Here is a 23576-nt window from a genome sequence, read left to right on the forward strand (position 1 = left end):
CATTGCGGGGTTGAGCTTCGCCAGGTGGCGGGTCTTTTCATGAACCTATGAGGGTCCCTTATTTTTGAATATTATGCTTTACCACCTGAGGAGTAAGTATGGGTCCATTATTTTTTGCAGTAGGTCTTGTGTGCCTACTTTTAGGCATAGGAATTGCCTATGTAGTCATCAATAACTCTGCTAATTCTAAAGCTAAAGCTGCTGAGGCACGTATTACTGAAGCTGAGACTGAGGCTAGACGCATTGCCGAGGATGCTGTTCGTGATGCAGAAAACGCTAAACGTGCAGCTCAAGTAGAAACTCGTGAAGAAATTCTTCAGCTCCGTCAAAAGTACGACGTTGAGGAAAAACAGCGCAAAGGTGAAATTAGCCAGATGGAGCAGCGCGTACTTCAGCGTGAGGAGTTACTTGATAAACGTTCTGATTCTCTTGATCGTAAGGAACATCAGCTTGCTAGTCTTCAGGGTCAGATAGAAAGTCGTGGTCGCCAAGTCGATGCTTTGGTGCAAAAGCAAAGCAGCGAACTAGAGCGCATTTCTTCTCTGACGCGGGAAGATGCTCGCCAGGAGCTACTCGACCGTGTTCGTGCAGATACGGTACGTGAAGAAGCTCAAATTCTTCGTGATTCTGAGCAGCGCATCAAAGCTCAGGCCGATAAAACCGCTCGTGAGATTGTTACTACTGCAATTCAGCGTTGTGCAGCTGACCAAGCCGGTGAGATTACCGTTACCAGTGTTCACATCCCCTCTGACGACCTTAAAGGCCGCATTATTGGCCGTGAAGGGCGCAACATCCGCGCTTTTGAGCAGATTTCTGGTGTCTCATTAGTTATCGACGATACGCCCGAGACGGTGGTGCTTTCGAGTTTTAATCCCGTACGTCGTGAGACCGCACGTGTTGCTCTTGAAAATCTTATTGCAGATGGTCGTATTCATCCTGCACGTATTGAGGAGATGTACAACAAGGCAGAAAAGCTCGTTGCTGAGCGTGTCCAAGAGGCAGGCGAAACTGCTGCATTTGATACTGGCATTCATGATCTGCACCCCGAGATCATCAAAGTCTTAGGTGCCCTCAAATACCGCACCTCTTTTGGACAGAATGTACTCATGCACTCTGTGCAGGTGGCGTCTCTCTGTGGCATCATGGCAAATGAGCTTGGTATGGATCCTACTCCTGCCAAGCGAGCTGGCTTGCTCCATGATATTGGCAAGGCAATTGACCATGAGGTAGAGGGTCCCCACGCTGTTATTGGTGCTGATCTTTGCCGGCGTTATGGTGAGCGTGCTGATATTGTTCATGCCATTGAAGCTCACCATGCCGATGTGGAACCTCAGACAGTCTTGGACGTCTTGGTACAAGCTGCAGATGCCATTTCTGCTGCTCGTCCTGGCGCTCGTCGTGAGTCTGCTGAAAGCTACATTAAGCGTCTCGAGCGTCTTGAGGAAATTTCCAACTCCCATGAAGGTGTTGAGCGCACGTATGCCATGCAAGCTGGTCGTGAGCTGCATGTCATGGTCAAGCCTGAAAAGATTAGTGATGCCGAGTCGGTAGTCCTCGCTCATGATATTGCTCAGCAAATTGAAAACGAGATGGAATATCCTGGACAGGTTAGAGTTGTTGTTATTCGTGAGTCTCGTGCAGTAGACGTAGCCAAGTAGGCCTTCTTTCATGGTAGAGAGTTCCTCTGATCTTGCAGAATTTGTAGCTCAGGTCGCAGGTAAAGGTCTGAGAGTCGAAGAAAGCCTCGGCCAGGGTTTTGTTCGCCTTCGCATTGATGAAGCAGAGCGCAGGCAGGCTGCGCATGACATTCGTAATGTTGAGGATGTCATAGTGGAGCTCCTGCGCAATGCACGCGATGCGGGAGCAAGTCATATTTATGTAGCCACATCTCGCGAAGGTGATCAACGCACCATTACCATGTTGGACGATGGCACAGGTATTCCTTTTGAGCTACAAGAACGCATTTTTGATGCGCGCGTTACTTCAAAGCTCGAAACGATGCATATGGATCGCTGGGGCGTACACGGTCGTGGTATGGCTTTGTATTCGGTACGTACCAATGCAGATTCAGCCCGCGTAATTTGCTCTGCTCCTGGTAAGGGGAGCTCAATACAGGTTGTCACGAATATCAATAAAATTGCTGAAAAAGCAGATCAGTCAACTTGGCCTGTCATGGATAGCGATGAGGATGAAGAAACCATATTACGTGGACCTCACAATATCATTCGTGCCTGTGCTGAATTTGCCCTCGAAGAGAGGGGAGCCTGTGAAGTATTTCTGGGCTCTTCCGCAGAAATTGTTGCCACTGCTCGCAAAAAAGCTCGTCCCCAGCTAGAAGCTACCAAGCTTTTATTCCTTGAGAGTCTCGATGAACTACAGCTACTTGAACGCATCCATGAGGCAGCAGATGCAAGTGAACTTGCAAGGGTAGCGGCTGAACTTGGGTTGAGTATTTCTGAACGTACGGCTCATCGTATACTTTCTGGTGCTATCAAACCACTTCGTAGTGTTTATGCCCGCCTCAGTCATTCTCGTCCTGCTTCTAGTGCCAACAAACAGATAGACCTCAAAAAGGATCGACGCGGATTGCACATTGCTCCGCAAGATGCTGAGGAATTTTCTCGTCTCATGGAACGTGATTTTGCTTTTTTGGCACAGCGTTATTATCTAGAGTTAGCTTCTGCACCTCGGATAAACGCAGGAAAAGGCAGGGTGACCGTAAGCTTTGAATTGGCAGGCGGGGATTAAATACTTTTTGCTTGCCTTATAGATTTGATTCATCGTAGGATAAAATACCGCAGGTAGCACTCATAGACATACTCATTGGATGCTTAAATACAGCAGTTTTATTGCAGGAGCAACAGATGGAATTTTTGAAGGTCTCAAGTAAGTCTTCACCCGCATCGGTAGCAGGTGCTATCGCAGGCATGGTCAAAGATGGTGTTCCTTGTCAAATGCAGGCGGTTGGTGCTGGTGCTGTCAATCAAGCTATAAAAGCTGTAGCCATTGCTCGAGGCTTCCTCATTCCTACGGGCACTGATATTAGTTGTGCTCCCACCTTTGCCGATATCGAAATTGGCGGTCAATCGCGAACAGCGGTGCGAATTGCCATATATGTACATCCCATAACTCTTGGTGGCAGTTCACAGTCCGTTCCTGTAGTCATGCATTCTGACGATTATGGGGTTGATTTATGACGTTAGATAATCACGCTTTGGCAGGTCGTACGTACTTCGTAAAAACTTTTGGTTGCCAAATGAATCTCCATGACAGCGAGCGAGTAACTGGTCTTTTGGACAGTTGTGGATGCATCGCTGTGGCTACACCTGAAGAAGCTGACATCGTGGTTTATATGACCTGTGCTGTACGCGAAAATGCTGATTTGCGCCTTTATGGTCAAGCGTCTTCTATGGTGAGTGCTCCCAAACCTCCTTCGGGTCGAAGGATTGTGGCTATAGGTGGTTGCGTTGCACAACGTGATGGCGAAGATATTCGGGTGCATATCCCTGGCGTGGATGTTGTCTTTGGCACAAGTGCTATTGGTGAGCTTCCAGGACTTATTGAACGTGCTCTTCAACGCGATTCCGATGCTCCTGAGGTAGATATTCAGGAAGCAGGACGAGGCTTTTCTACCGAGCTCCCCAGTAGGCGTGCAAACAGTTTTCATGCATGGGTGCCCATCATGAGTGGCTGCAATAACTTCTGCACTTACTGCATCGTACCTTATGTGCGCGGGCGTGAAAAAAGCCGCGCCTCAGAGCGTATTGTTGCTGAGTGCCAAAGTCTCGTTGCAGATGGCGTACGTGAAATCTGTTTGTTAGGCCAAAATGTCAACAGCTATGGTCGTGACCTTTATGGCAAACCTCGTTTTGCTGAGCTATTGCGTGAAGTAGGCAAGACTGGTATTGAGCGCATTCGCTTTACTTCTTCTAACCCCAAAGATCTTAGTGATGAAACTATCGCTGCTATGGCAGAGACTCCTGCTGTAATGCCGCAGCTACACTTAGCAGTACAGTCTGGATCGACGCGCATTCTCAAGGCAATGAACCGTAGTTATACCAGAGATGAATATCTTGATTTGACTCGTCGTTTGCGTGCCGCCATACCGGATATTACGCTTTCTACTGATATTATTGTTGGATTTCCTGGAGAGACCGAAGAAGACTTTCTTGAGACACTTTCACTGGTAGATGAAGCAGGTTTTGATGCTGCTTATACCTTTATCTATTCACCTCGTCCTGGCACACCTGCTGCCCGTATGGAAATCAAGGCAACTCATGAAGAAATTCAAGATCGTTTTGATCGCCTCGCCAAACGTGTCGAAGAACGTGCTCATGAGGCAAATGCTCCTTATCAGGGGCGTGTTGTAGAGTCTTTAGTAGAAGGCACATCGAAGCGTAATGCGCAGGTTTTAACGGGTCACAGTCCACACAATCAGACGGTGTTATTTGATTTACCTGAAGGACGGATGCCTGAAGAATTTATTGGCAAGCTCTGCGATGTTCGCGTGGAGGAGGCTCGTACCTGGTATTTGCGCGGTAGCATGGTAGGTGCGGCCCGATGAGTCAGCGCAATCCCCTTATTGCGATTGTTGGTCCTACAGCTTCTGGTAAGAGCTCTCTTGCCGAGAAGGTAGCTCTTGCTTTGGGTTCGGCTGTCATTTCCATCGATGCTATGCAGATATACAAAGGGATGGATATAGGCACTGCTAAGACAGCTATATCTGAGAGACGCTGCCCTTTGTTGATGGTTGATGTAGCAGAAATCGGTGAAGCATATTCAGCTCGTCTTTTTCAAAGAGATGCGCGCGCGGAAATTGATGAGCTTCTTGCTGCCAATAAAACTCCGGTACTCTGTGGTGGTACTGGTCTGTACCTTAATGCTGTAATTGATGAGATGGACTTTCCCGCAGGCACTACGGGGGGAGCTTCTCGTGCTGCGTATGAGCAGTTAGCCAAGCAAGAGGGCGCTGAGGCCCTTTACCACGTACTAGAAAATCGGGATCCCGAAAGCGCCAGGCTTATTCATCCTCGTAATGTAAGGCGTGTAGTGAGAGCGCTTGAGATGTCTGATGAGGGTATATCATATGCCCAGCAACATGCTGGCTTGCATACGCGCAAAACTCACTATGACTGTCTCATTTGGGGTATCAAGCGTGACCGCTCACATTTACATCAACGCATCGAACAGCGTGTCTATCAGATGTTTGATGCGGGCTTGGTGGATGAGGTGCTTCACTTGCAACAACAAGGTTTGGAAGCAGCACTTACTTCAAAGCAAGCGATTGGTTACCGACAAGTTCTGGACTATCTAAATGGTGTCTGTACTCTTAAAGAAGCAAAAGAGCAAGTAATTATTAAAACACGTCAATATGCCAAGCGCCAAATTTCTTGGTTCGAACACGATGGACGTGTACAGTGGCTTGATTTTGAAACCCTATCCGAAGAAGAAGCAACAAAGCAAATTCTTAGAGCTTACAAAGCATATCTTTCTACAGAAACAGGTGACCTGAGTGCCAAGATTTAATCTGCGCTCAACTGAGTTTGTACCTGAACGCGCCATTATTGTGGGTGTGGATTTAGGCAAGAGTGGTTGGCCTTTGGAAGAGTCCCTTGATGAGCTTGAACGACTGGCGCAGACCGATGGTGCTGAAGTTATTACCCGAGTTACTCAAAAACTTGATGCACCTATTTCGCGCACATTTATTGGCTCAGGAAAAGCTCTTGAGCTTAAGCGTCTAGTAGCAGCTCTCGATATTGATATTGTTATCTTTGATGACGAGCTCTCACCATCTCAACAGTCCAATCTTGAACGACTTATTGGAGAACCTACCAAGGTTATTGACCGCACTGCGCTCATTTTGGATATTTTTGGATACCATGCAAAAACGCGTGAGGGCAGGCTGCAGGTTCAGTTGGCTCAACTACAGTATCTCTATCCAAGGCTTCGTGGTATGTGGAGTCATCTTGCTGGTAACTCCACACGTGGCGGTATTGGTAGCCGTTTTGGCATGGGTGAGTCTCAGCTTGAAGTTGACCGCCGTTTGATCCGTGCACGTATTTCTACACTTCGCCGAGAACTTAAATATCTTGATCAAAGACGTGGTATCCAAAGTAAAGCTCGCTGGGATTCGGGCGTGTGGAGTGTCGCGCTCGTAGGTTATACCAATGCAGGTAAATCAACAATTTTGAATCGCCTGACTGGCTCTGAGGTGTATGCCAAAGATGAACTGTTTGCCACCTTAGACCCCACAACACGTTCCCTTTCCCTTGAAGAAGGTCGTAAAATTACTCTTACTGATACGGTCGGCTTTATTCAAAAGCTTCCGACCACTTTGGTCGAAGCGTTTAAATCTACTCTCGCTGAGGTTGTCTCTGCAGATCTCATTTTGCTTGTGGTAGATGCAGCGGATCCCAATGCAAAGCGGCAAATTATAGCCGTACGTCAGGTACTAGAGCAGATTGAAGCCAGTCAAATTCCCACCGTTTTGGTTTACAACAAGTGTGATCTGCTTGGTGATGATGCGATACATGCAATTGAAACTACCGAAGCTGGTTCTGTGGCCATCTCTGCTCAGAAGGGTTGGGGACTGCGGGGCTTGCTCTATCGTATTGCACAAGAAGCAGCTGCAGGGGAAAGTACTCTGACAGCTTGCGTGCCCTATGACAGAGGAGCTTTGCTTGCTCGCATACACGAACGCTGTCAGATGATCAGCGAGAGGTACGAACAGAGTGGTGTGTTAGTCACTGTAAAGGCCGACAAGCAGATGGCAGCAGCACTCAAACCTTATCAAATCGAGGATAAGAATACTAATAAAGACCTGTTATAAGGCATAGCAGAGCAACAAAATGATAGGCTGATGAAGAATATAAATCTGTAGAGGATGGCGACCTATCCATTCAAGCGGTTTGCAGCGGTATCGAGAAAGCCACTCGGGATACTCCGATTTCTTCCATTGCCACCCAAGATGTGCCCCCGCCACATAAAGAAGGCCATAGGGAAGTAGGGGATAATAATCTCCCGATACAAAATGAGGTCCAGGAAATCCTAACCAAGATAGCCATTCACTTTGATATAAACATCTGGGTAGCATCATGAGTTTTATTTGACCAATGCCCACAAAACCAGCTGGAAGCGAGAGGCAAAGTAAGAAAAGCATGATGCATGCAACAAGCTGTATATAATGCCAATGCTTTGCGAGAATGGTTTGTTCGATTAACCAAGCAATAAGAGTGGACGCAGCCATACAAAAAATGATGCCAAAGTTAATGGCTGCATCTACTGCAGCCAAGGTGGTTGCGAGCCATATCGCAAACGCTAAAAGACCATAACGTAGCGCTCTATATAGATTATTTCTTGAGAGACTGCAGCTCACTCCAGCTATTACGAGGAATACCCAAGAGATTGAGGCGCGCCATATATCAATAAAAGGTGCTTGAAAGAAAAGAAGAGACTTTCCTTGTAAGAACTGCAAATCATAACAAATATGAAAGACAACCATCGAAATGATGGTGAAGCCACGAATGGCATCCAAGGTATAAAGACGCCCCAAGTGTAAAGGCTTGGAGCAATCTTGATTAGTGTCTTGCGTTGCTTGGTAACGTGACATAGTTACATTTGACGAATAAGGCCTGTAACCTTACCCAAAATAGTGGGATTGCGAATATAAATGGGCTGCATCAAATCATTCTCAGGCTGGAGACGAATGTGTTCTTTTTCGCGATAGAAAGTCTTTACTGTGGCAGAGTCATCAATAAGAGCCACAACAATCTCACCATCATGTGCATCATGCTGCTCTTTGACAATAATATAATCGCCATCGAAAATGCCAGCATTAATCATTGAGCTGCCATGCACGCGAAGCACAAAAGAACTTGCATCTCCCACAATACTTGTGGGTAAGGAAAGCGTATCTTCAACATTTTGCTCGGCCAAGATAGGAATACCTGCTGCCACACGACCTACCAGCGGCAATTTAATGACATCGGCAGACAAATCCTGAGAAACATCGGCTAATTTTGCTGAGGACGTATCTTCGCTTTCGACAACCTCAATGGTGCGAGGCTTGTTGGAATCCCTTGTTATATAGCCATGTTGCTCAAGAATCTTGAGATGTGTATGAACGGTCGAAGGGGAAGCAAGACCAACTGCAGTGCCAATTTCACGTACCGAAGGAGGATAGGAATGCTCCTTGGTATAACTGCAAATAAATTCATAAATCGCGCGCTGCCTTTTGCTAAGTTGCTTGTTGCTCATGCCGCCTCCTTTGATGCTAGAAGCAGTATAAAGCATTGCGCGAAAAAAATAAAACAGATGTTCTTTTTTCTCTTGACATGTTCTCTTACTTATTCATAATAGAGTACAGTTGTTCTACGCACATCTGTTCGTATCTCATTTTGGTGTCCACTTGCTATGAGAATATGTGCGTAAGCAACGGGAGGAGAAAAAGATGAACTACCGCAGCAACACAAACTATAGCTATGAAACGGCAGGTTCTTCTGCGCTGGCGCCTCAATATCGCCGCACCACGCTTACGCTTATCCAGGGCGGTAAAGATTGTGTAGCTGACTGCCAGTCACGTAGTACTGATTTACGTCAAAATACTGCTGATAAACGCTCTTATAAATTTACTATTATTGCTGCAATAGTCGTTGTTGGTATTACGTTTGCTGCGAGTTTATTTATCAGCGATCAGTTAATTGCAGATCGTATTGCTACCGCTCAAGCCAACCTTCGCTATGCCACAACTACGGTGCAGCCGGGGGATTCGCTATGGTCTATCGCTGAATCTCATCAGATTAAAGGTATGAGTACTTCCGAGACACTTCGTTTGATTGAGCAGCTCAATAACATAAATGCTCAATCGTTATCAGTAGGAATGAACTTATCTGTTCCTGCTTAGATTGGCGTCCTTGTATGTACTTCTGTTACCAAACCCTAGGTATAGTGTTTCAATTTGTGTTTTTGGCTTTATTTTGTTTGCACATCGTGTAAAGTCTGTGATTGGTTTTAATGGCAATCACAAAGGAGCTCGATGCGCTGCCCAAAATGCGGCTGTGAGGAGTCCAAAGTAGTTGACTCCCGTCCATCTGAAAGCGCCGATGCTATTAGAAGGCGTCGTGAATGCGTAGGTTGTGGCTATCGCTTTACAACCTATGAGCGTCGTGAAGAAGTGCCACTTCTTGTTGTCAAAAAAGATGGCACCAAGGAGACTTTCGACCGCCAAAAGCTTATGCGCGGATTACTTGCTGCTACCGTCAAACGAAATATCAGCATCGAAACTCTCGATGAACTCATTGGTGATATTGAAGCAGACTTGCGAGATCAGGGACAAACCGAAGTTTTGTCTCGAGATCTTGGCAGACTGGTTTTGGTTAAGCTTCGCGATATTGACAAGGTGGCCTACGTTCGATTTGCTTCTGTATATCGCGACTTTAAAGATGTAGATGAATTTTACGAAGAGCTAAGGAGCCTTGCACAGTGACCTTTGAGCATATCTCATTGCCGATTAAACGCCTTGATCCTACCGTTGAACTTCCTACATATGCTTATCAAGGCGACGCAGGTCTTGATTTGCGTGCAAGTGAATCACTTACTCTGGCTCCTCTTGAGCGTCGACTTATTTCTACTGGCCTTGCCATTGCTATTCCTGAAGGCTATGCAGGTTTTGTCCAACCTCGCAGTGGCCGTTCTTTGCGCGAAGGTCTTTCTATGGCAAATACCCCTGGTTTGGTGGATAGTCACTATCGTGGCGAACTTAAAGTAGTTGCTATCAATCTAGATCCCGATAAGCCCCTAGTAATTGAGCGTGGGGAACGCATTGCACAACTTGTCATTCAAAAAGTTCCTATTGTTGAGCTTGTCGAAGTAGACGAGCTTGATGAGACGGATCGTGGCGCTGCTGGTTTTGGCTCAAGTGGCACCAATTAATACTTGATTTTGAGGCGCGGCTGGCGTGCCTTGAAATACTGCTGTCTTTTAGGTCTGACAGTATGTTTTCCAAAAGGGAAGGGGAAAGTAATGGAGAAGTTCTTTAAGTTTGCAGAGAGGGGGTCGTCAACTGGTCAGGAAATTCGTGCTGGCCTGACGACATTCCTTGCGATGGCCTATATCATCGCAGTCAATCCCTCGCTACTTGCAGCTGCTGGTGTACCTGTAACCGCAGCCGTCACTGCAACTTGCCTAGGAGCAGGCATTATGACCATCTTGATGGGCATTTTTGCTAATAGACCTTTGGCTTGTGCCTCTGGTATGGGCATCAATGCAGTTGTTGCCTTTTCACTAACCGCTATTGCAGGCAACGACTGGCATGCGGCAATGGCAGTCGTCTTTGTTGAAGGCGTCGCTATCCTGGTGCTCGTTCTTTGTGGCTTACGCGAAGCAATCATGGATGCAATTCCTGTATCTTTGCGTCATGCCATCTCCGTTGGTCTTGGCCTCTTTATTGCGATGATTGGTCTCAAGGACGGTGGCATCATCGTTGCCAATGAGTCCACCATGGTTGCCCTAGGTAAAGTAACTGATCCTGTCTTTATCGTTGGTATGATTTCCATCGTTGCTTCTATTATTTTGTATGTGAAGAAGGTGCCTGGTTCTCTGCTGTGGGGCATTCTTATCGCCGTGCTTGCTGGCGTACCCCTAGGCGTTACTCAGGCTCCTGCGGGTATCGTTTCTGGCCTCGATTTTTCCTCCTTTGGCGCTCCTTTCTTAGTTGATGCCAACGGCGTGACTGGTATTGTCAAGGTGATGACTACCCCCGTCTTGCTTGTCTTTGCTTTCTCGTTGATGATGTCTGACTTCTTTGACACCATGGGTACAGCTATGGCTGTTGCAAAACAGGGTGAGTTCCTCAATGAGGATGGCTCTGTCGAAGACATTCGTGAGATCTTGATTGTTGACTCTGCTGCAGCTGCTATGGGCGGCCTACTGGGTGCTTCTTCTATTACTACCTTTGTCGAGTCTGCATCTGGTGCAGCTGATGGCGGTCGCACTGGTTTGACCTCTATTGCAACGGGTGTACTCTTTATTCTTGCTGCTTTCTTCTCTCCTGTTATTGCCATCATCAGTTCTGCTGCCACCTGTGGCGCTCTTGTTGTTGTTGGCTTCTTGATGATGACTGATGTAGCAGATATTGACTGGAGTGACATTCTCCAAGGCTTCCCCGCATTCATGATTGTTGCAGGCATTCCTTTTACCTACTCCATCTCCAACGGCATCGGTATGGGCTTTATTGCCTACGTACTCGTTGCTGCGGTAACCGGTCAGATCAAAAAGGTCAAGCCGCTGATGTGGGTGGCAACTATTGCCTTTGTTCTTTATTTCTTACTTGTCTAACAAGTACAGGCTAAGAGCCCGGATATCCGGGCTCTTTTTTTAAATAAGGAGGTCGTATGGCATCAAAACAACGTGAAGTCATTGCCGTCGATGATCATGTAGCTCCTGCTCGTGCTATTCCTCTGGGTATTCAGCATATGATGAGTATGTTTGGCTCTACTGTGTTAGTACCTACGCTTACGGGATTGTCGCCTTCGGTTGCAATTATGTGTTCGGGCATTGGTACCATGTGCTATCTTCTCGTAACTCGAAATAAGATTCCTAGCTATCTAGGCAGCTCATTTGCCTTTATTAGTCCTATCATTGCTGTAGCAGCCACTACAGGCTCTCTAAATGCTGTTATGAGTGGTGTTGTGGTCTCTGGTTTGGTATTTCTACTGACCGCTCTACTTATCAAAATTATTGGTACTGCTTGGCTTGATAGGGTGCTGCCGCCTGTACTTGTAGCTTCGGTCATGATTGTTATCGGCGTTGGTCTATCTGCTACTGCAGCAAAAATGGCTCTTTATTCCTCTACGGATTCTTTTGTGGCATTAGGTACCATTGCTGCAGCGGTAACGCTTGTAGCAGCGGTCATTTTCTCGAGTATGGGTGGATTATTTGGTACCATGCCAGTTCTCCTGGCCATTATCGTGGGATATATTTTCTCTTGCTTCATTGGTCTTGTAGACTTTAAGCCTGTACTCGATGCTGCATGGTTGGGACTTCCTACATTTACTCATCCGAGCTTTGATTTGGGAGCTGTTGTACTTATTGCTCCTGTGGCTGTGGTAGTTGTCATTGAGCATATCGGCCACCTCTTGGCTGTGGGCGAGATTGTTGGTCGTGACTACCGCGAAATGCTGCCACAATCCCTCGCGGGTGATGGTGTTGCTACCGTTATCTCGGGATTTCTTGGCGGTCCTCCCACCACAACCTATGCTGAAAACATTGGTGTTATGAGCGTAACCCGTGTGTATGCCACACAAGTTTTCTGGTATGCAGCTGCTTTTGCGCTGGTTGTTGGTGGTTTTTGTCCCAAGCTGGCAGCACTGATTAGCTCTATTCCAACCCCTGTCATGGGCGGGGTAAGTTTGCTGCTCTTTGGCCTTATTGCTAGTAACGGTCTGCGTATGCTCGTTACCAATAAGGTAGATTTTGATGACAATCGCAACCTTATGATTGCTTCTGTTGTCATTATTTTAGGTGTAGGCATGGAAACGAGTGGTATTACCATTCCTATGGGCAACTACACCCTTCCTGGCATGGCAACTTCAGCACTTGTAGGCATCCTGCTTAACTTGATTTTGCCCCATAACTCTTCTTCTCAGAAAGAATAAAACTACGGCTGAAGAATAGCTTTTATATAAGGGGTGTTGACGCGGGTCAGCACCTCTTTTTAGTGACAGACTTCTTGAAAAACAGCAGCGCGAGAAAATTTCAAATTTTTAGCTGACCAAATGTGGGTAAGTTGTCACACCTGCTGTTTTTGCAATCGACGTATGTTGGCTTCTTTTGGATATGAAACTCATTTCAAAATCAAAAGTTTGTAGCTATTTTTATTGGGTATCCTTCCTGCAGTGATAATTCAGCCTTCAAATTGAAGGTAGGAGGAGGGTTTACTATGGCAAACGAGGCGAAGACTACACTTATAAAGGATATGGTAATCGTGGGCGGTGGTCCCGCAGGTTTAACTGCTGCAATTTATGCGCAACGTGCCATGCTTGACACAGTGTTGCTTGAGCAAGAGGCAGTGGGTGGTCAGGTTATTTCTACCAGTGAAATCGATAATTATCCTGGTGTTCCTCATACAGACGGCTTTACTTTGACTGATGCAATGCAACACCAAGCGGAAGATTTGGGTGCCAAGATTGAGATGTCTATTGTTGAGGGCATCGAGCATACAGGGGAGGGGCGCTTCCTTGTACATACACCCGAGGCTAATTATGACAGTGCTACGGTAATTGTCGCTGGCGGTGCAACCCCTCGACATGCGGGTTTTGAGGGTGAGGAAAAATACGCGGGCCGTGGCGTTTCATATTGCGCCACGTGCGATGGCATGTTTTATCGAGGTAAAAAAGTCTTCGTAATCGGGGGAGGTAATTCTGCCTGCGAAGAGGCTTTGTTTCTAACAAGGTTTGCCGATGAGGTTGTACTCGTTGTTCGTAAGGATCATTTGCGTGCACAGGCATCTGTAGCGAAGCTTGTTGATGAGAATCCGAAACTTACAGTTAGGTACCTAAGTAGTATTGTCCGAGTTGAAGGGGGACAGCTGCTTAGCGCTGTTACCTTCAGGAATAATGTAACTGGTGAGGAAACAACCGAAACCTACGCAGAAGGTAGCTTTGGTGTCTTTGTCTTTGTTGGTCGTGTGCCAGCAACCGAGCTTATTGCTGATATGGTTGAGCTTGATTCTAAAGGTTATGTTGTGACAAATGACCGCCTTGAAACTAAAACAGCTGGCCTCTACGCGGCAGGAGATCTACGTCAAAAACCCTTGCGTCAGATAATTACTGCAGCAGCAGACGGTGCGATTGCTGTAAACTCTGCGTCGTCATATCTAGGTCAGCCAGTCGAAGGTTAAGCATTACAAGAAGAGCAATTACTATAAGAAATTTTCAACATGACCCCTTAGCATTCCTTTATCATCTAGGAGTGAACTGAGGGGCTTTTTTATATAGCTTTTTAACTGCGTAAATCTAGATATAAATCTGATAATATATATTATGTAAAGTATTGTTTATAAAGAGAGTTTGCTCGGTTGGCTTGCTTCCCACCCCTTGTTACATAATTGTAAGATGACTAGCGTGACAAGCCTGTATGAAACTAGCTTTTATCTGTTGGCGATATGGCACTTGTGGTGTGGGGCTTAATAGATCCGCGACAGACATTGTGAGCCCATTTTTGGGACTCAAATTCATCTTCAACACTCATTACCAAAAGAAGTTCATCCATTGCATAGAGTTGTACATCTCCGCGCGGAATGATATCCAAACCTGCACGAGTAATAGCAACAATACGGGCAGTTTTTGGCCAAACAATGTCACGAATACGTTTGCCATCAAGGATGCTGCCAGCGCCAATATTATACGTGTGCAGTACTTTCTCCCCTGCCAGCCCCGTCGTATCAGGGTCTCGTGGCGTCGAACCTAGCAGATTGGCTAGGAGATGTTCATAGAAGGCATCAACATGTAGCGAACGAGCAATTGCAAAAGAAATGATCGAGACAATAGAGACAGAAAGCAAAGCATCAAGGCTGCCAGTTAACTCAAAAGCAAGGACGACCCCCGTAACTGGAGCCTGCACAACCGAGGCAAACATCCCCGCAACTGCCATTACTACGAAGTTCACGACATAACTATTAGGTACGCCAAAAATCTGAGTGACTATCACACCATAAAGTTCTCCCACAAGCATCGAGAGCACTACCAGCGGAAAGAGTGTACCGCCAGGAGCGCCCGAAGCAAAGCTCATGGTAGTAAAGATATATTTACCTACAAGTAGAAAGACAATAGTGCCCAAAGGCAGTAATGTGCTTTTTTGGAACATCTCAACAATGGCATCACCGCCGCACATCAAATCTGGTGCCAAAAATGCCACAAAAGCTGCCATTGCAAAAGGTATAGCAAGACGTGCATACGGTAGGTGCGTCATGATTTTGCCATAGAGCTTTTCTTGGCAGGCAAACATTCCTTGGTTGTGAAGTGCGCCGAATACACCGCACACTAGACCCAAAAGTACTACAAAGAAATAGTTGCTATGTGGCAGATTGCCAATAAAAATCAGTTGCAAAACAGGCTTTACACCCAAAATCTGCGAGACCAAAAAGTCTGAGGCAACCGAACTTGCCATAACTGACAAAATGAGTGTAGGCGTAAATTCCTTATGAATCTCTTCAAGAGCAAAGAGGACGCCTGTAAGAGGAGCGTTAAAAGCAGCAGACATGCCTGCCGCAGCACCGCAGGTAACAAGAAGTCGTTCTTCTCCCCTGCCACGATGTAGTCCACGAGAGACAGCTTTGCCCGCCATCGAACCCAACTGTACACTGGGGCCTTCGCGACCAAGAGAAAGACCTGCTAATGCGCAGAGAGTACCTTCTATAAACTTGGTACCAAGCACGCGGTACCAAGGCATATTGATGCGCCCCATCACCTCAGCGTCGGTCTGAGGAATACCAGAGCCTTGGGTATAAGGTTCCCAAAGCACCAGCCTACAGACAGCAAAACCGATAAGGATTAGTATAAAAATCCATCCGAGAATCCCCACAAAATTGCCTGTCATAGCACCTGTATAGGCTCTTAAGAGCTTTTCGGCAAAGCTCAAAGAAACGCGGTATAGCGTCACAACCATACCGCCAAAGGCACCTACCAAAAGACCCTCCCCAACCAGCGTAAGCTGATGCTCTGAGGAGAGTCTCATTATGAGCGGGGAATGCTGATTTTGGGACATCCTAGTAGGGTCCGCCTCCAATGAAAGACCACATAGAACGCTGAGTTACTGTACGGCCAGGATATGGTGCATCAATAAAGACACCGTCTCCAACGTAAATACCCACATGGCCCGAGCTGGTAAAGGCAAGATCGCCAGGATTGAGCTCAGAAATCGAGGTATGCCAATCGCCAGAAGCCTTGAGTGAATCAATCATGTCATAGGTAGTACGACCACGGGCATAACCATAGCAGTAGCAAACCAGACCAGAACAATCAAAGCTATCGGGACCGGTAGCACCACTGACATATGGGAGACCAATTGCAGAATAAGCAGAACTCAAACCGCCGCCACTGTAGGCATGTCCACCACTACCTTTCTTGGAAGGTGTCTTGGTGCTAGTCTCTTCAGACTTCTTGGTCTTAGTCTTTGTCTCGTTCTTTTTTTCAGTCTTTGTTTCGGACTTGGTCTCAGATTTTTTCTGAGTCTGAGAATTGTTTTGCTGCTGCTTGTAATCCTTGATAGCATCAACTGCCGTAGAGGCACCGCTTTGCTTTTTAACAGTGCCACCCTTGGAAATTGTTTCTGCAGCTTGTTTTTCTTCCGCTTCAGCTTTGGCTTCAAGCTGTGCTTTGACCTCGGCGCTTAGAGAATCATAGTACTCTTGAGCTGCAGCGACCTTGGAAGAATACTCATCAGCACGCTGCTGAGTTTCCTTAATTTTGGCTTCCTGATCGCTTTTTTTGGACTCAAGATCAGACTTTTCTTTGTTGAGCTGATCCTCAAGATCCCGAACAGCAGAGATATTCGCAGCATCTTGGTCTGCAATACGGTCCGCAATATAGATGTTGGAGATGAGGTCTTCTGCGCTCTCAGAGCCAAGTAGCACCGAAAGTAGACTAGAGCCACCAGTTTTGTAATTTGAGCGCATACGATTGCCCAAAGTCTTGCGTGCAGACTTGAGATCTTCTTTTGTCGAGTCAATCTGTGTCTGCTTTTTTACGATATCGGCTTGGGTCTGCTGAAGCGTAGTTTCCTGAGAGCCAAGCTCACTTTGAATTGAAGCAAGCTCTCCGCCCAAACTCTCAAGTTTAGCCTGGGCAGTATTCAAATCAGCAGCGCTGGGCGCAGCAAATGCAAAGGGGCTCATGGTGCTCAACGCAAAGGCGACCGTAAGGCCAGCTACAACTGCCTTGTGCTTGATGTCCATAATCAAATCCTTAATATCCATAGCTTCGCTACGGCTAAAAGCCGCAACGCGAATGTAGCTAATTATAGCGTTATGCAAGAAGCCCCATAAAATTTTCTAAGCTACCTGACCTGAATCAGGGTAAATACCTCGTCACCATATTGAGCAGCAATGGTCTCACGAGGATTAAGATATGCAAGCTCAAGAATAAAAGAGAATCCTACAACCTTGGCTCCTGACTGTTCAACAAGCTTGGCTGTGGCCACCGCAGTACCGCCAGTTGCTACTAAATCATCAACAATAAGAACTTTATCTCCTGCAGTAATTGCATCTTGGTGAACTTGAAGCTCATCGGTGCCATACTCCAACGCATATTGCTGAGAGTAGACTGCACGCGGGAGTTTGCCAGGCTTGCGAGCAGGAACAAAGCCCGCCTTGAGACGGTACGCTACAGGTGCACCAACCAAAAAACCACGAGCCTCAGCGCCAACGACCTTGGTGATGCCTTTACCAATGAAGTGATCCACGATACGGTCAATGGAAATCGCCAAACCGCGGGAATCAGCCATCAAAGGTGTGATGTCCTTAAAGATTACACCAGGCTCTGGATAATCAGGGATATCAATGACAAGGCTTTCAAGATCGAATTCAGACATAATGGTTCCTTTCATCTGTGCTACAGATACCCGCTCTAACCTTTACTTTTTGTAGCTGAGACTGACATTTCCTTATATGCATTGTTGATGTGGTGGCGCAAAAGCTCATCGCGCACCATATCGGTAAGCTGAATCATCTCGTTGAGAGCCTCAGCAAATTGCTTACGAGTTGCATCGCTTGGGGCTGTATCGATACTGCCCCGATGCGCATAAGGCACTAAAGCCTGCTCCAACATACCGCTTTCGCGACGAGCTGCCTGCACATAAATGCGCAGATGCTTGGCTTCCATACCGTAATGACGCAGACGATCACATGCACGAATCAGTGAAAGATCATGTCCATCCACCAAATCGCGACCATGGGGAGATCGGGATAACTTGATAACACCAGCCTCAGCTAGCTGCTGAGCAAAACCAGCGCTTACACCACAAAGCTCAGGCATACGCTCAATAGGATGAAGTTTTTCAATATCTTCAGGACTATCCTGACCTAAAGGAATAACGGTCGTTTCGCTTTGCTGAGTTTCGGTAGGATTATCTACTATCCCCTGTTCAAGCTGCTCTTTGATAATGGAGAGCGGCATAAAACGTGATTTTTGCAAATACAATATCTTTTCAAGACGACGCACGTCATGCTGGGAATACAGGCGATAACCACCAGGAGTACGCGAAGGGTTAAGCAAACCCTCATCCTCGAGATAGCGAACCTTCGAAACAGATAGGTCGGGATATTGCGACTGAAGTCGCTTTACCACTTTACCGATTGTCAGATAACCGGCATCAGCCATGCTTAAGCTCCGGTTTCAATCCTAGATTGGCGTCCGCCATTGGAATGGAAAATCATACGGAATGTGCCAATTTGAATAGTCGAACCATCTTTAAGCATTGCTTTATTGACAATAGCACCGTCCACCCAAGTGCCATTGAGTGAACCCAAGTCCTCAATTGTGGCAAAACCTGACGCCATGCCACGCAAATCGATGCGAGCATGGTGGCGAGAAACAGTCATATCGTTAAGAAACACAGAATTTGAAGGATCGCGACCAAGAGTAGTTGTGTCATCAGTCAAAACAAACTGAGCTCCAGTCTGAGGACCCTTAACAATGGCCAGCATGGGCCTGTTAGCATTGGCGTCAGAAAGCAAATCAGGAGCAGTCGAATCAGGCGACGGCATGCGGAATATTTCTGTGGCGCCCATTTCATTCGGTCGCGGATTCTGCATGAGTTACTCCTTCAATAGATGCCAACACTAGCAAGTCATAAAAAACCACTATCTATAGTAGCGCTACTTTCACTCATAAAGAAATATTTATCGAAACTGTCTGGTTACTGGAGCAAATAAAGCTTTAGCTGTCATAAATTAGTCCAGAGCGCGTGCTCCTACAAAGTCTGAGCCCTGACGAAGAAGATCAAACGTCTGCAATTCTTGAGCTGACTTTTCAATACGGTCAGTTGAGTGCAACCAAGAAACCCATACTGCCATTTGCTTTGCTTCTGCGAAAAGTGTGGTTCTTCCTACGGGATTGACATTTGTAAACGATAAAAAACTACGCCAGAGCACGCGAGCATACTGAGGAGGTGCCATAACTAGATATGCTTTATCAAACGGTTTGGGTAAAGACGTGACAAGACAGCGTATTTTGTCCAATTCGAGACTACGTACCTGACCTGCGGCTGGAACGTCTCCAGCTAGGCAATCAGACAACACTAAGCTTGCCTCGGGCCCTGTAAGTAAAAGTGGAACAAGCTCAAAAGATGCATCCTCAAGCTGTATTTCTTTAAAAGGAGCAATGTCATTCTGCTGAGCTGTAGCAATGAAATGAAGCCATGCATCAAGCAGACTTGCACGTGGAGACACATCGCAAAGCAAATATTCGCTGTCTCCTGTACGCGAAAGCAAAGAAATGCTTATAAGCGAAGCGTCCCCCGCAAGTACAGGCTCAAAGCAAGCCTCCCCTACTGCAGGCTTTCTGCCTGCACAAATCATTTCGATGAAAGCTTGTGCCACAGGACCTGCGATAAGAGCTGCGCTCATACCAGATAAATCTGTGAGACCAACGTCATTGCGTAGGACAGCTACTTCGTCAACTCCTGCATACGCTATAGGTAATTCACTTTCGAGTTCTTCAAAAAACTTAAACTGAGCCGCAAGCAGCTCGTGTTCAGTGCGCAAAAAGCTTGCGAGCTCTGCTACAGAATTAATTGTTGATTTGCTCATTTTTCTTCAACGCCTTACGAGCACGTGCATTTGATTCTGCCGACTCTACGTCATGCCCTGCGAGACTTTCTTTTTTAAAGAAAATGCCTTCTTTGGTGTAAATAATTGCTGTGATAGTAGAGCAAATGACACCTGCATACACCAGCCAGATACTCAAAACTGCAGGCTGAGTACCTAGCCCTGGGAGATATGCGCTATCAAATAGTCCTAGACCTGGTACCTGCGGCATACCAATAAGCAGTCCACAAAAGCCAACCATAAAGAGAGCCGTAGTAACCTTGCCAATAAAAACAACATCAATAGGACGACGGCGATAACGCTGCAGCAAAATAGCACCTAGTGCCAAATACGCATCGCGACCTATAACAAAAACTGCAACCCAACAAGGTAGTTCACCGGTAATCATAAGTCCCAATACGCCTGTGAAGAGCAGCACACGATCCATGATAGGATCCATGATTTTACCCAGCCAACTTACCGTATGGGTACGTCGGGCAACTTGTCCATCCAAAAAGTCTGTACCCGCCGCTATGGCATAGCAAAATAGTGCCAACAAGCGATTGTTACCACTTACAAAAAGGAAAAGAAACGCTAATGTCAGGAGTAAGCGACAAAAAGTGATGACATTCGCAAGGGTAAAAATCTGACTACTTGGGTTGTCAGGAGTGCCCACCTCAGCTATCGCAGCACCAGCCATCTGTGCGTGAGCAGTATCTGGGTCAACACGAGTCTTAATTTTTTCAGTCCGCTTTTGCGGAACGGGGTACTCACTCGGTTTCAAAGGCTATGTACCTTCCAACATTGCAGCGTGTAACAAACTTAATACTAGCACCTAAGCTTTTTTAGCCGTCTTTTTCTTTATGGTCGTACTTTTCTGAAAACGAGAAACTATTGCTGCAGCTTGCTCAAGATTGGATTTTGCCAAATCTGCAGCTTCTTGTGCTGCAGAAACACGTGCTTCCGCAGCAAGGCGAGCGGTGGTTGCCATCTTGAGACTATTGCGCGCCTCGCCTGCAAACCATTCAGCTTCATGTTGAAGTTTCACTGCGGCATCTGCTTCTGCCTGTAGTGCGCTTGCTTTTTGATCAAGCGAGGCAAGTAAAGCTGCAGTCTCATTACGCTTGTTCCAAGCTTCTTTAGCTGTTGCAGCAGCTGTATCTGCTTGTTCGGTTTTTTCTTTCACCTCAGCAGTGATGCTATCAACGCGACGCGCGGCGAACTGCTCTTCTTCCAATCGCTGTTGAGCATTAGTCTTCATGTCGTCCAACTTAGCGTTCGCAGCATCCACCAAGGCCTTGAGGCTCATCTGACGACGTTTGGCAAGGCCTGCGCGTTCAAGTACTGCGGGCAAAAGTTCGCAAGCCATTTTTTTCCACCAGTACCAGCTGTGACTAACGTCAAAACCCCAGTATTCAAAACTTGCGTGAATTCCCAACTCAGCCATAAGCTCATCCATATGGCGCATCGTTTCAGCACCCGTCTCGTCAGGAGACTGACCGCAGACAAAAGCGATGGGCATCTCCTCAAGTTGTTTGAGCTTAGCTGCTGTTAAGCCCTGCATGAGGTCAACAGGTGAACACGACAGCCAATCAGGAGTTGTTACACCATCGGAATAAAAACGTGCATCAAAAGCACCTGAAAGTGCGAGAAGTCCGCCATACAAGCTGGGTTCTTTCAAGAGTGCAGCAGCAGCATTAGTGGCACCTGCTCCACAACCTACTAAAAGCGGTTTTTTGCGTGAGCGACTTGTTTTTTTGACATAAGGTAGAAGCTCAGTTTGCACATACTCTAAAAAAGCCTTTTGACGATCTGAACGATACGTCAAATCAGCACTTCGGGCATACCAGCTAGAACCATCTACCGAATCAGTACAGAAGAGTTGAATCTTTTTTGCCTCAATAAGCTCTGTAAGGGCATCAATCATCCCTCCTGTTTCCCAACTGCCCGCTGAAAAATCAAAAGAAGGAAAGACGATGATAGGGGTGCCACCGCTACCATAGACGATGACATCAAGATCTTCGTTAAGGCAGCTACTCTCAATAGTTGTTTCGAAGCTCTCCATGAAAATCCCTTCATCCTGATTGACAGCTCTTCTTATTCTAGCGCCTGAGAACTACTTTCCCCATTACATGACAACCCAATCCCAGAATTAGAATTATCTGATTACTTTGCTTGAATTAAGAAAAATCCTTCACTTGCATTCTGATTGTGCCATCATTGTAAAGGCGCCGTCCCTGCGTGCGCCGCAGTAAATGTAGGCGCAAGTGCAAAGAAGGCAGCTTCATGCAAATCGGTTTTGACAACGAAAAATATGTACGCATCCAGGCAGAACGCATTCGCGACCGTGTCTCTAATTTTGGAGGCAAACTCTATCTTGAGTTTGGTGGCAAGCTCTTTGATGACCATCATGCAACTCGAGTGCTTCCTGGTTTTGAGGCAGATGCCAAGCTACGCGTGTTGACCCAATTAGCTGATGATGCGGAGATTTTATTGGTTATTAATGCCAACGACATTGAAGGTGGCAAGTGCCGTAGTGACATTGGCATTACCTATGATGATGACGTGCTACGCCTCATGGATGCTTATCACGAGCGTGGTTTTTTGGCAAAAAGCATTGTTATCACCCACTACAGCGGTCAGTCTCACGCTGATGCTTTCCAAAAGAAACTCGAATCAATGGGTGTTACGGTCTATCACCACTATCTCATTGATGGATATCCTTCAGACATTTCTTATGTTGTTAGTAATGAGGGCTTTGGCAAAAATGACTTTGTCAAAACTAGTAGACCTATCGTTGTTGTAACTGCTCCTGGTCCTGGCTCTGGCAAGCTTGCAACTTGTCTTTCCCAGCTTTATCACGAGCACCTCCATGGTGTAAATGCAGGATATGCAAAGTATGAGACCTTCCCCGTGTGGAACCTCCCTCTGGCTCACCCTGTTAACATTGCCTATGAGGCCGCAACGGCAGACCTCAACGACCGCAATGTTATCGATCCTTTTCACTTGGATAGCTATGGTCAGGTGACCGTCAACTACAACCGAGATGTGGAAACTTTCCCCGTACTCAAAGCAATGCTTGATCAAATTTTGGGTGAGAGTCCCTATCGTTCACCAACCGATATGGGTGTCAATATGGTTGGCTATTGCATCAGTGATGACGAAGTATGCTGTGCTGCATCGAAGCATGAAATTGTACGTCGCTATTTCAAGACTGCTGAGCAGGTACGTCGTACTGGTATGGGTCGTGATGCATTAGCAAAACTCGAGCTTCTCATGAGTAAAGCTGATATCAGCGTTGACTATGATCCCGCTCATCGTGCTTGTCTTGAACGTGAAGAAAACTCGGGTTTACCTGCAGGCGCCATGTCTCTTCCCGACAAACAAGTTATGACGGGCAAACGCGGTGATTTACTTGACCCCGCCGCCTCCTTGTTGCTCAACTCGCTTAAAAATCTTGCCGGTGTGCCTGATGAGACATATGTTGTCAGCGATGAAGCACTTGCTCCCATTCGCACACTCAAGAAGGACTATCTACACAGTAGTAATACGTTGCTTTCCGCAGGTGAGATGTTAATTGCACTGTCTTCTAGCTCGGCTGCAAATCCTCTGGCTGCACGCACTATTGCAGCTGCAGATGATCTCAAAGGTCTCACTGCCTATTTCTCAATGATTATCAGTGCTGCAGATGAAGCAACCTATCGTCAGTTGGGCATTAATGTCTGCTGTGAACCAAAGTTTGAGCACCACGTGTACTACCACAATTAAACTTCTA

General features: G+C 46.6%; 23 protein-coding genes. 13 read left to right on the top strand and 10 right to left on the bottom strand.

The features are described 5' to 3' along the window. Positions 1-98 precede the first annotated feature (98 nt). From rny to hflX, 6 genes are all read left to right on the top strand, one after another. Positions 99-1658, top strand: coding sequence for a ribonuclease Y (gene rny, locus ACO5JD_RS01650; protein ID WP_021626193.1), 1560 nt, complete (start codon positions 99-101; stop codon positions 1656-1658). 10 nt (positions 1659-1668) lie between these two features. Continuing rightward, complete coding sequence (locus ACO5JD_RS01655) at positions 1669-2748, top strand: ATP-binding protein (protein WP_021626194.1); 1080 nt, start codon at positions 1669-1671, stop codon at positions 2746-2748. 116 nt (positions 2749-2864) lie between these two features. Beyond that, positions 2865-3197 carry a stage V sporulation protein S gene (locus tag ACO5JD_RS01660; protein ID WP_021626195.1) on the top strand — a complete coding sequence of 111 codons (333 nt, stop codon included), beginning with the start codon at positions 2865-2867 and terminating at the stop codon, positions 3195-3197. Beyond that, entirely contained in the window at positions 3194-4564 is a 1371-nt protein-coding gene (gene miaB, locus ACO5JD_RS01665) for a tRNA (N6-isopentenyl adenosine(37)-C2)-methylthiotransferase MiaB (RefSeq protein ID WP_021626196.1), read from the top strand. Before ACO5JD_RS01660 ends, miaB begins: the two co-directional genes overlap by 4 nt. Further along, the gene (miaA, locus tag ACO5JD_RS01670) at positions 4561-5526 is read left to right on the top strand and encodes a tRNA (adenosine(37)-N6)-dimethylallyltransferase MiaA (protein WP_021626197.1); all 966 of its coding nucleotides are present in this window, start codon (positions 4561-4563) and stop codon (positions 5524-5526) included. The genes miaB and miaA overlap by 4 nt, the downstream gene beginning before the upstream one ends. Beyond that, the gene (hflX, locus tag ACO5JD_RS01675) at positions 5513-6829 is read left to right on the top strand and encodes a GTPase HflX (protein ID WP_021626198.1); all 1317 of its coding nucleotides are present in this window, start codon (positions 5513-5515) and stop codon (positions 6827-6829) included. Before miaA ends, hflX begins: the two co-directional genes overlap by 14 nt. On the opposite strand, the gene ACO5JD_RS01680 is transcribed toward hflX, so the two are convergent. Next, positions 6824-7609: a heparan-alpha-glucosaminide N-acetyltransferase gene (locus tag ACO5JD_RS01680; protein WP_021626199.1), complete on the bottom strand. Its 786-nt coding sequence runs from the start codon at positions 7607-7609 to the stop codon at positions 6824-6826. The genes hflX and ACO5JD_RS01680 overlap by 6 nt on opposite strands. A gap of 2 nt (positions 7610-7611) precedes the next feature. Further along, positions 7612-8256: a transcriptional repressor LexA gene (gene lexA / locus ACO5JD_RS01685; protein ID WP_035438535.1), complete on the bottom strand. Its 645-nt coding sequence runs from the start codon at positions 8254-8256 to the stop codon at positions 7612-7614. Positions 8257-8449: 193 nt separating this feature from the next. Here lexA and ACO5JD_RS01690 point away from each other — a divergent pair, with 193 nt between their 5' ends. The 6 genes from ACO5JD_RS01690 (at position 8450) to ACO5JD_RS01715 (ending at position 13897) form a co-directional block, all read left to right on the top strand. Further along, on the top strand, positions 8450-8902 hold the full coding sequence (locus ACO5JD_RS01690) for a LysM peptidoglycan-binding domain-containing protein (RefSeq protein WP_035438537.1): 453 nt from the start codon (positions 8450-8452) through the stop codon (positions 8900-8902). A 132-nt stretch (positions 8903-9034) separates the two neighbouring features. Then, the gene (gene nrdR, locus ACO5JD_RS01695) at positions 9035-9484 is read left to right on the top strand and encodes a transcriptional regulator NrdR (protein WP_035438538.1); all 450 of its coding nucleotides are present in this window, start codon (positions 9035-9037) and stop codon (positions 9482-9484) included. Beyond that, the gene (dut, locus tag ACO5JD_RS01700) at positions 9481-9930 is read left to right on the top strand and encodes a dUTP diphosphatase (RefSeq protein ID WP_021626203.1); all 450 of its coding nucleotides are present in this window, start codon (positions 9481-9483) and stop codon (positions 9928-9930) included. Before nrdR ends, dut begins: the two co-directional genes overlap by 4 nt. A gap of 90 nt (positions 9931-10020) precedes the next feature. Then, complete coding sequence (locus tag ACO5JD_RS01705; RefSeq protein ID WP_021626204.1) at positions 10021-11334, top strand: NCS2 family permease; 1314 nt, start codon at positions 10021-10023, stop codon at positions 11332-11334. Between the two features lie 56 nt (positions 11335-11390). Further along, a complete protein-coding gene (locus ACO5JD_RS01710; protein WP_021626205.1) occupies positions 11391-12653 on the top strand; it encodes a uracil-xanthine permease family protein in 1263 nt (420 codons plus the stop codon). Positions 12654-12937: 284 nt separating this feature from the next. Continuing rightward, positions 12938-13897, top strand: a complete 960-nt coding sequence (locus ACO5JD_RS01715) for an NAD(P)/FAD-dependent oxidoreductase (RefSeq protein ID WP_021626206.1) — start codon at positions 12938-12940, stop codon at positions 13895-13897. Between the two features lie 242 nt (positions 13898-14139). Here the strand turns inward: ACO5JD_RS01715 and ACO5JD_RS01720 are convergent, their stop codons facing one another. The 8 genes from ACO5JD_RS01720 to ACO5JD_RS01755 all read right to left on the bottom strand — a co-directional run bounded on the left by ACO5JD_RS01720 (position 14140) and on the right by ACO5JD_RS01755 (position 21866). After that, the gene (locus ACO5JD_RS01720) at positions 14140-15732 is read right to left on the bottom strand and encodes a ClC family H(+)/Cl(-) exchange transporter (protein ID WP_484987208.1); all 1593 of its coding nucleotides are present in this window, start codon (positions 15730-15732) and stop codon (positions 14140-14142) included. Positions 15733-15763: 31 nt separating this feature from the next. After that, positions 15764-17029, bottom strand: a complete 1266-nt coding sequence (locus ACO5JD_RS01725; protein ID WP_156894172.1) for a C40 family peptidase — start codon at positions 17027-17029, stop codon at positions 15764-15766. A gap of 23 nt (positions 17030-17052) precedes the next feature. Next, the gene (locus ACO5JD_RS01730) at positions 17053-17586 is read right to left on the bottom strand and encodes an adenine phosphoribosyltransferase (RefSeq protein WP_035438540.1); all 534 of its coding nucleotides are present in this window, start codon (positions 17584-17586) and stop codon (positions 17053-17055) included. 35 nt (positions 17587-17621) lie between these two features. Continuing rightward, positions 17622-18374, bottom strand: coding sequence for a transcriptional regulator FtsR (ftsR, locus tag ACO5JD_RS01735; RefSeq protein WP_021626210.1), 753 nt, complete (start codon positions 18372-18374; stop codon positions 17622-17624). A 2-nt stretch (positions 18375-18376) separates the two neighbouring features. After that, positions 18377-18808 (bottom strand): FHA domain-containing protein, encoded by a 432-nt coding sequence (locus ACO5JD_RS01740; RefSeq protein ID WP_021626211.1) that lies wholly within the window; start codon positions 18806-18808, stop codon positions 18377-18379. A gap of 138 nt (positions 18809-18946) precedes the next feature. Continuing rightward, positions 18947-19804, bottom strand: coding sequence for a hypothetical protein (locus tag ACO5JD_RS01745; RefSeq protein ID WP_484987210.1), 858 nt, complete (start codon positions 19802-19804; stop codon positions 18947-18949). Further along, positions 19785-20585, bottom strand: a complete 801-nt coding sequence (locus ACO5JD_RS01750; protein WP_021626213.1) for a CDP-alcohol phosphatidyltransferase family protein — start codon at positions 20583-20585, stop codon at positions 19785-19787. Before ACO5JD_RS01750 ends, ACO5JD_RS01745 begins: the two co-directional genes overlap by 20 nt. Before the next feature lie 51 nt (positions 20586-20636). Continuing rightward, positions 20637-21866 carry an alpha/beta hydrolase-fold protein gene (locus ACO5JD_RS01755; RefSeq protein ID WP_021626214.1) on the bottom strand — a complete coding sequence of 410 codons (1230 nt, stop codon included), beginning with the start codon at positions 21864-21866 and terminating at the stop codon, positions 20637-20639. A 221-nt stretch (positions 21867-22087) separates the two neighbouring features. Here ACO5JD_RS01755 and ACO5JD_RS01760 point away from each other — a divergent pair, with 221 nt between their 5' ends. Next, the gene (locus ACO5JD_RS01760; protein ID WP_021626215.1) at positions 22088-23569 is read left to right on the top strand and encodes a DUF1846 domain-containing protein; all 1482 of its coding nucleotides are present in this window, start codon (positions 22088-22090) and stop codon (positions 23567-23569) included. Positions 23570-23576: the final 7 nt, after the last annotated feature.

This window comes from Olegusella sp., assembly GCF_057238325.1.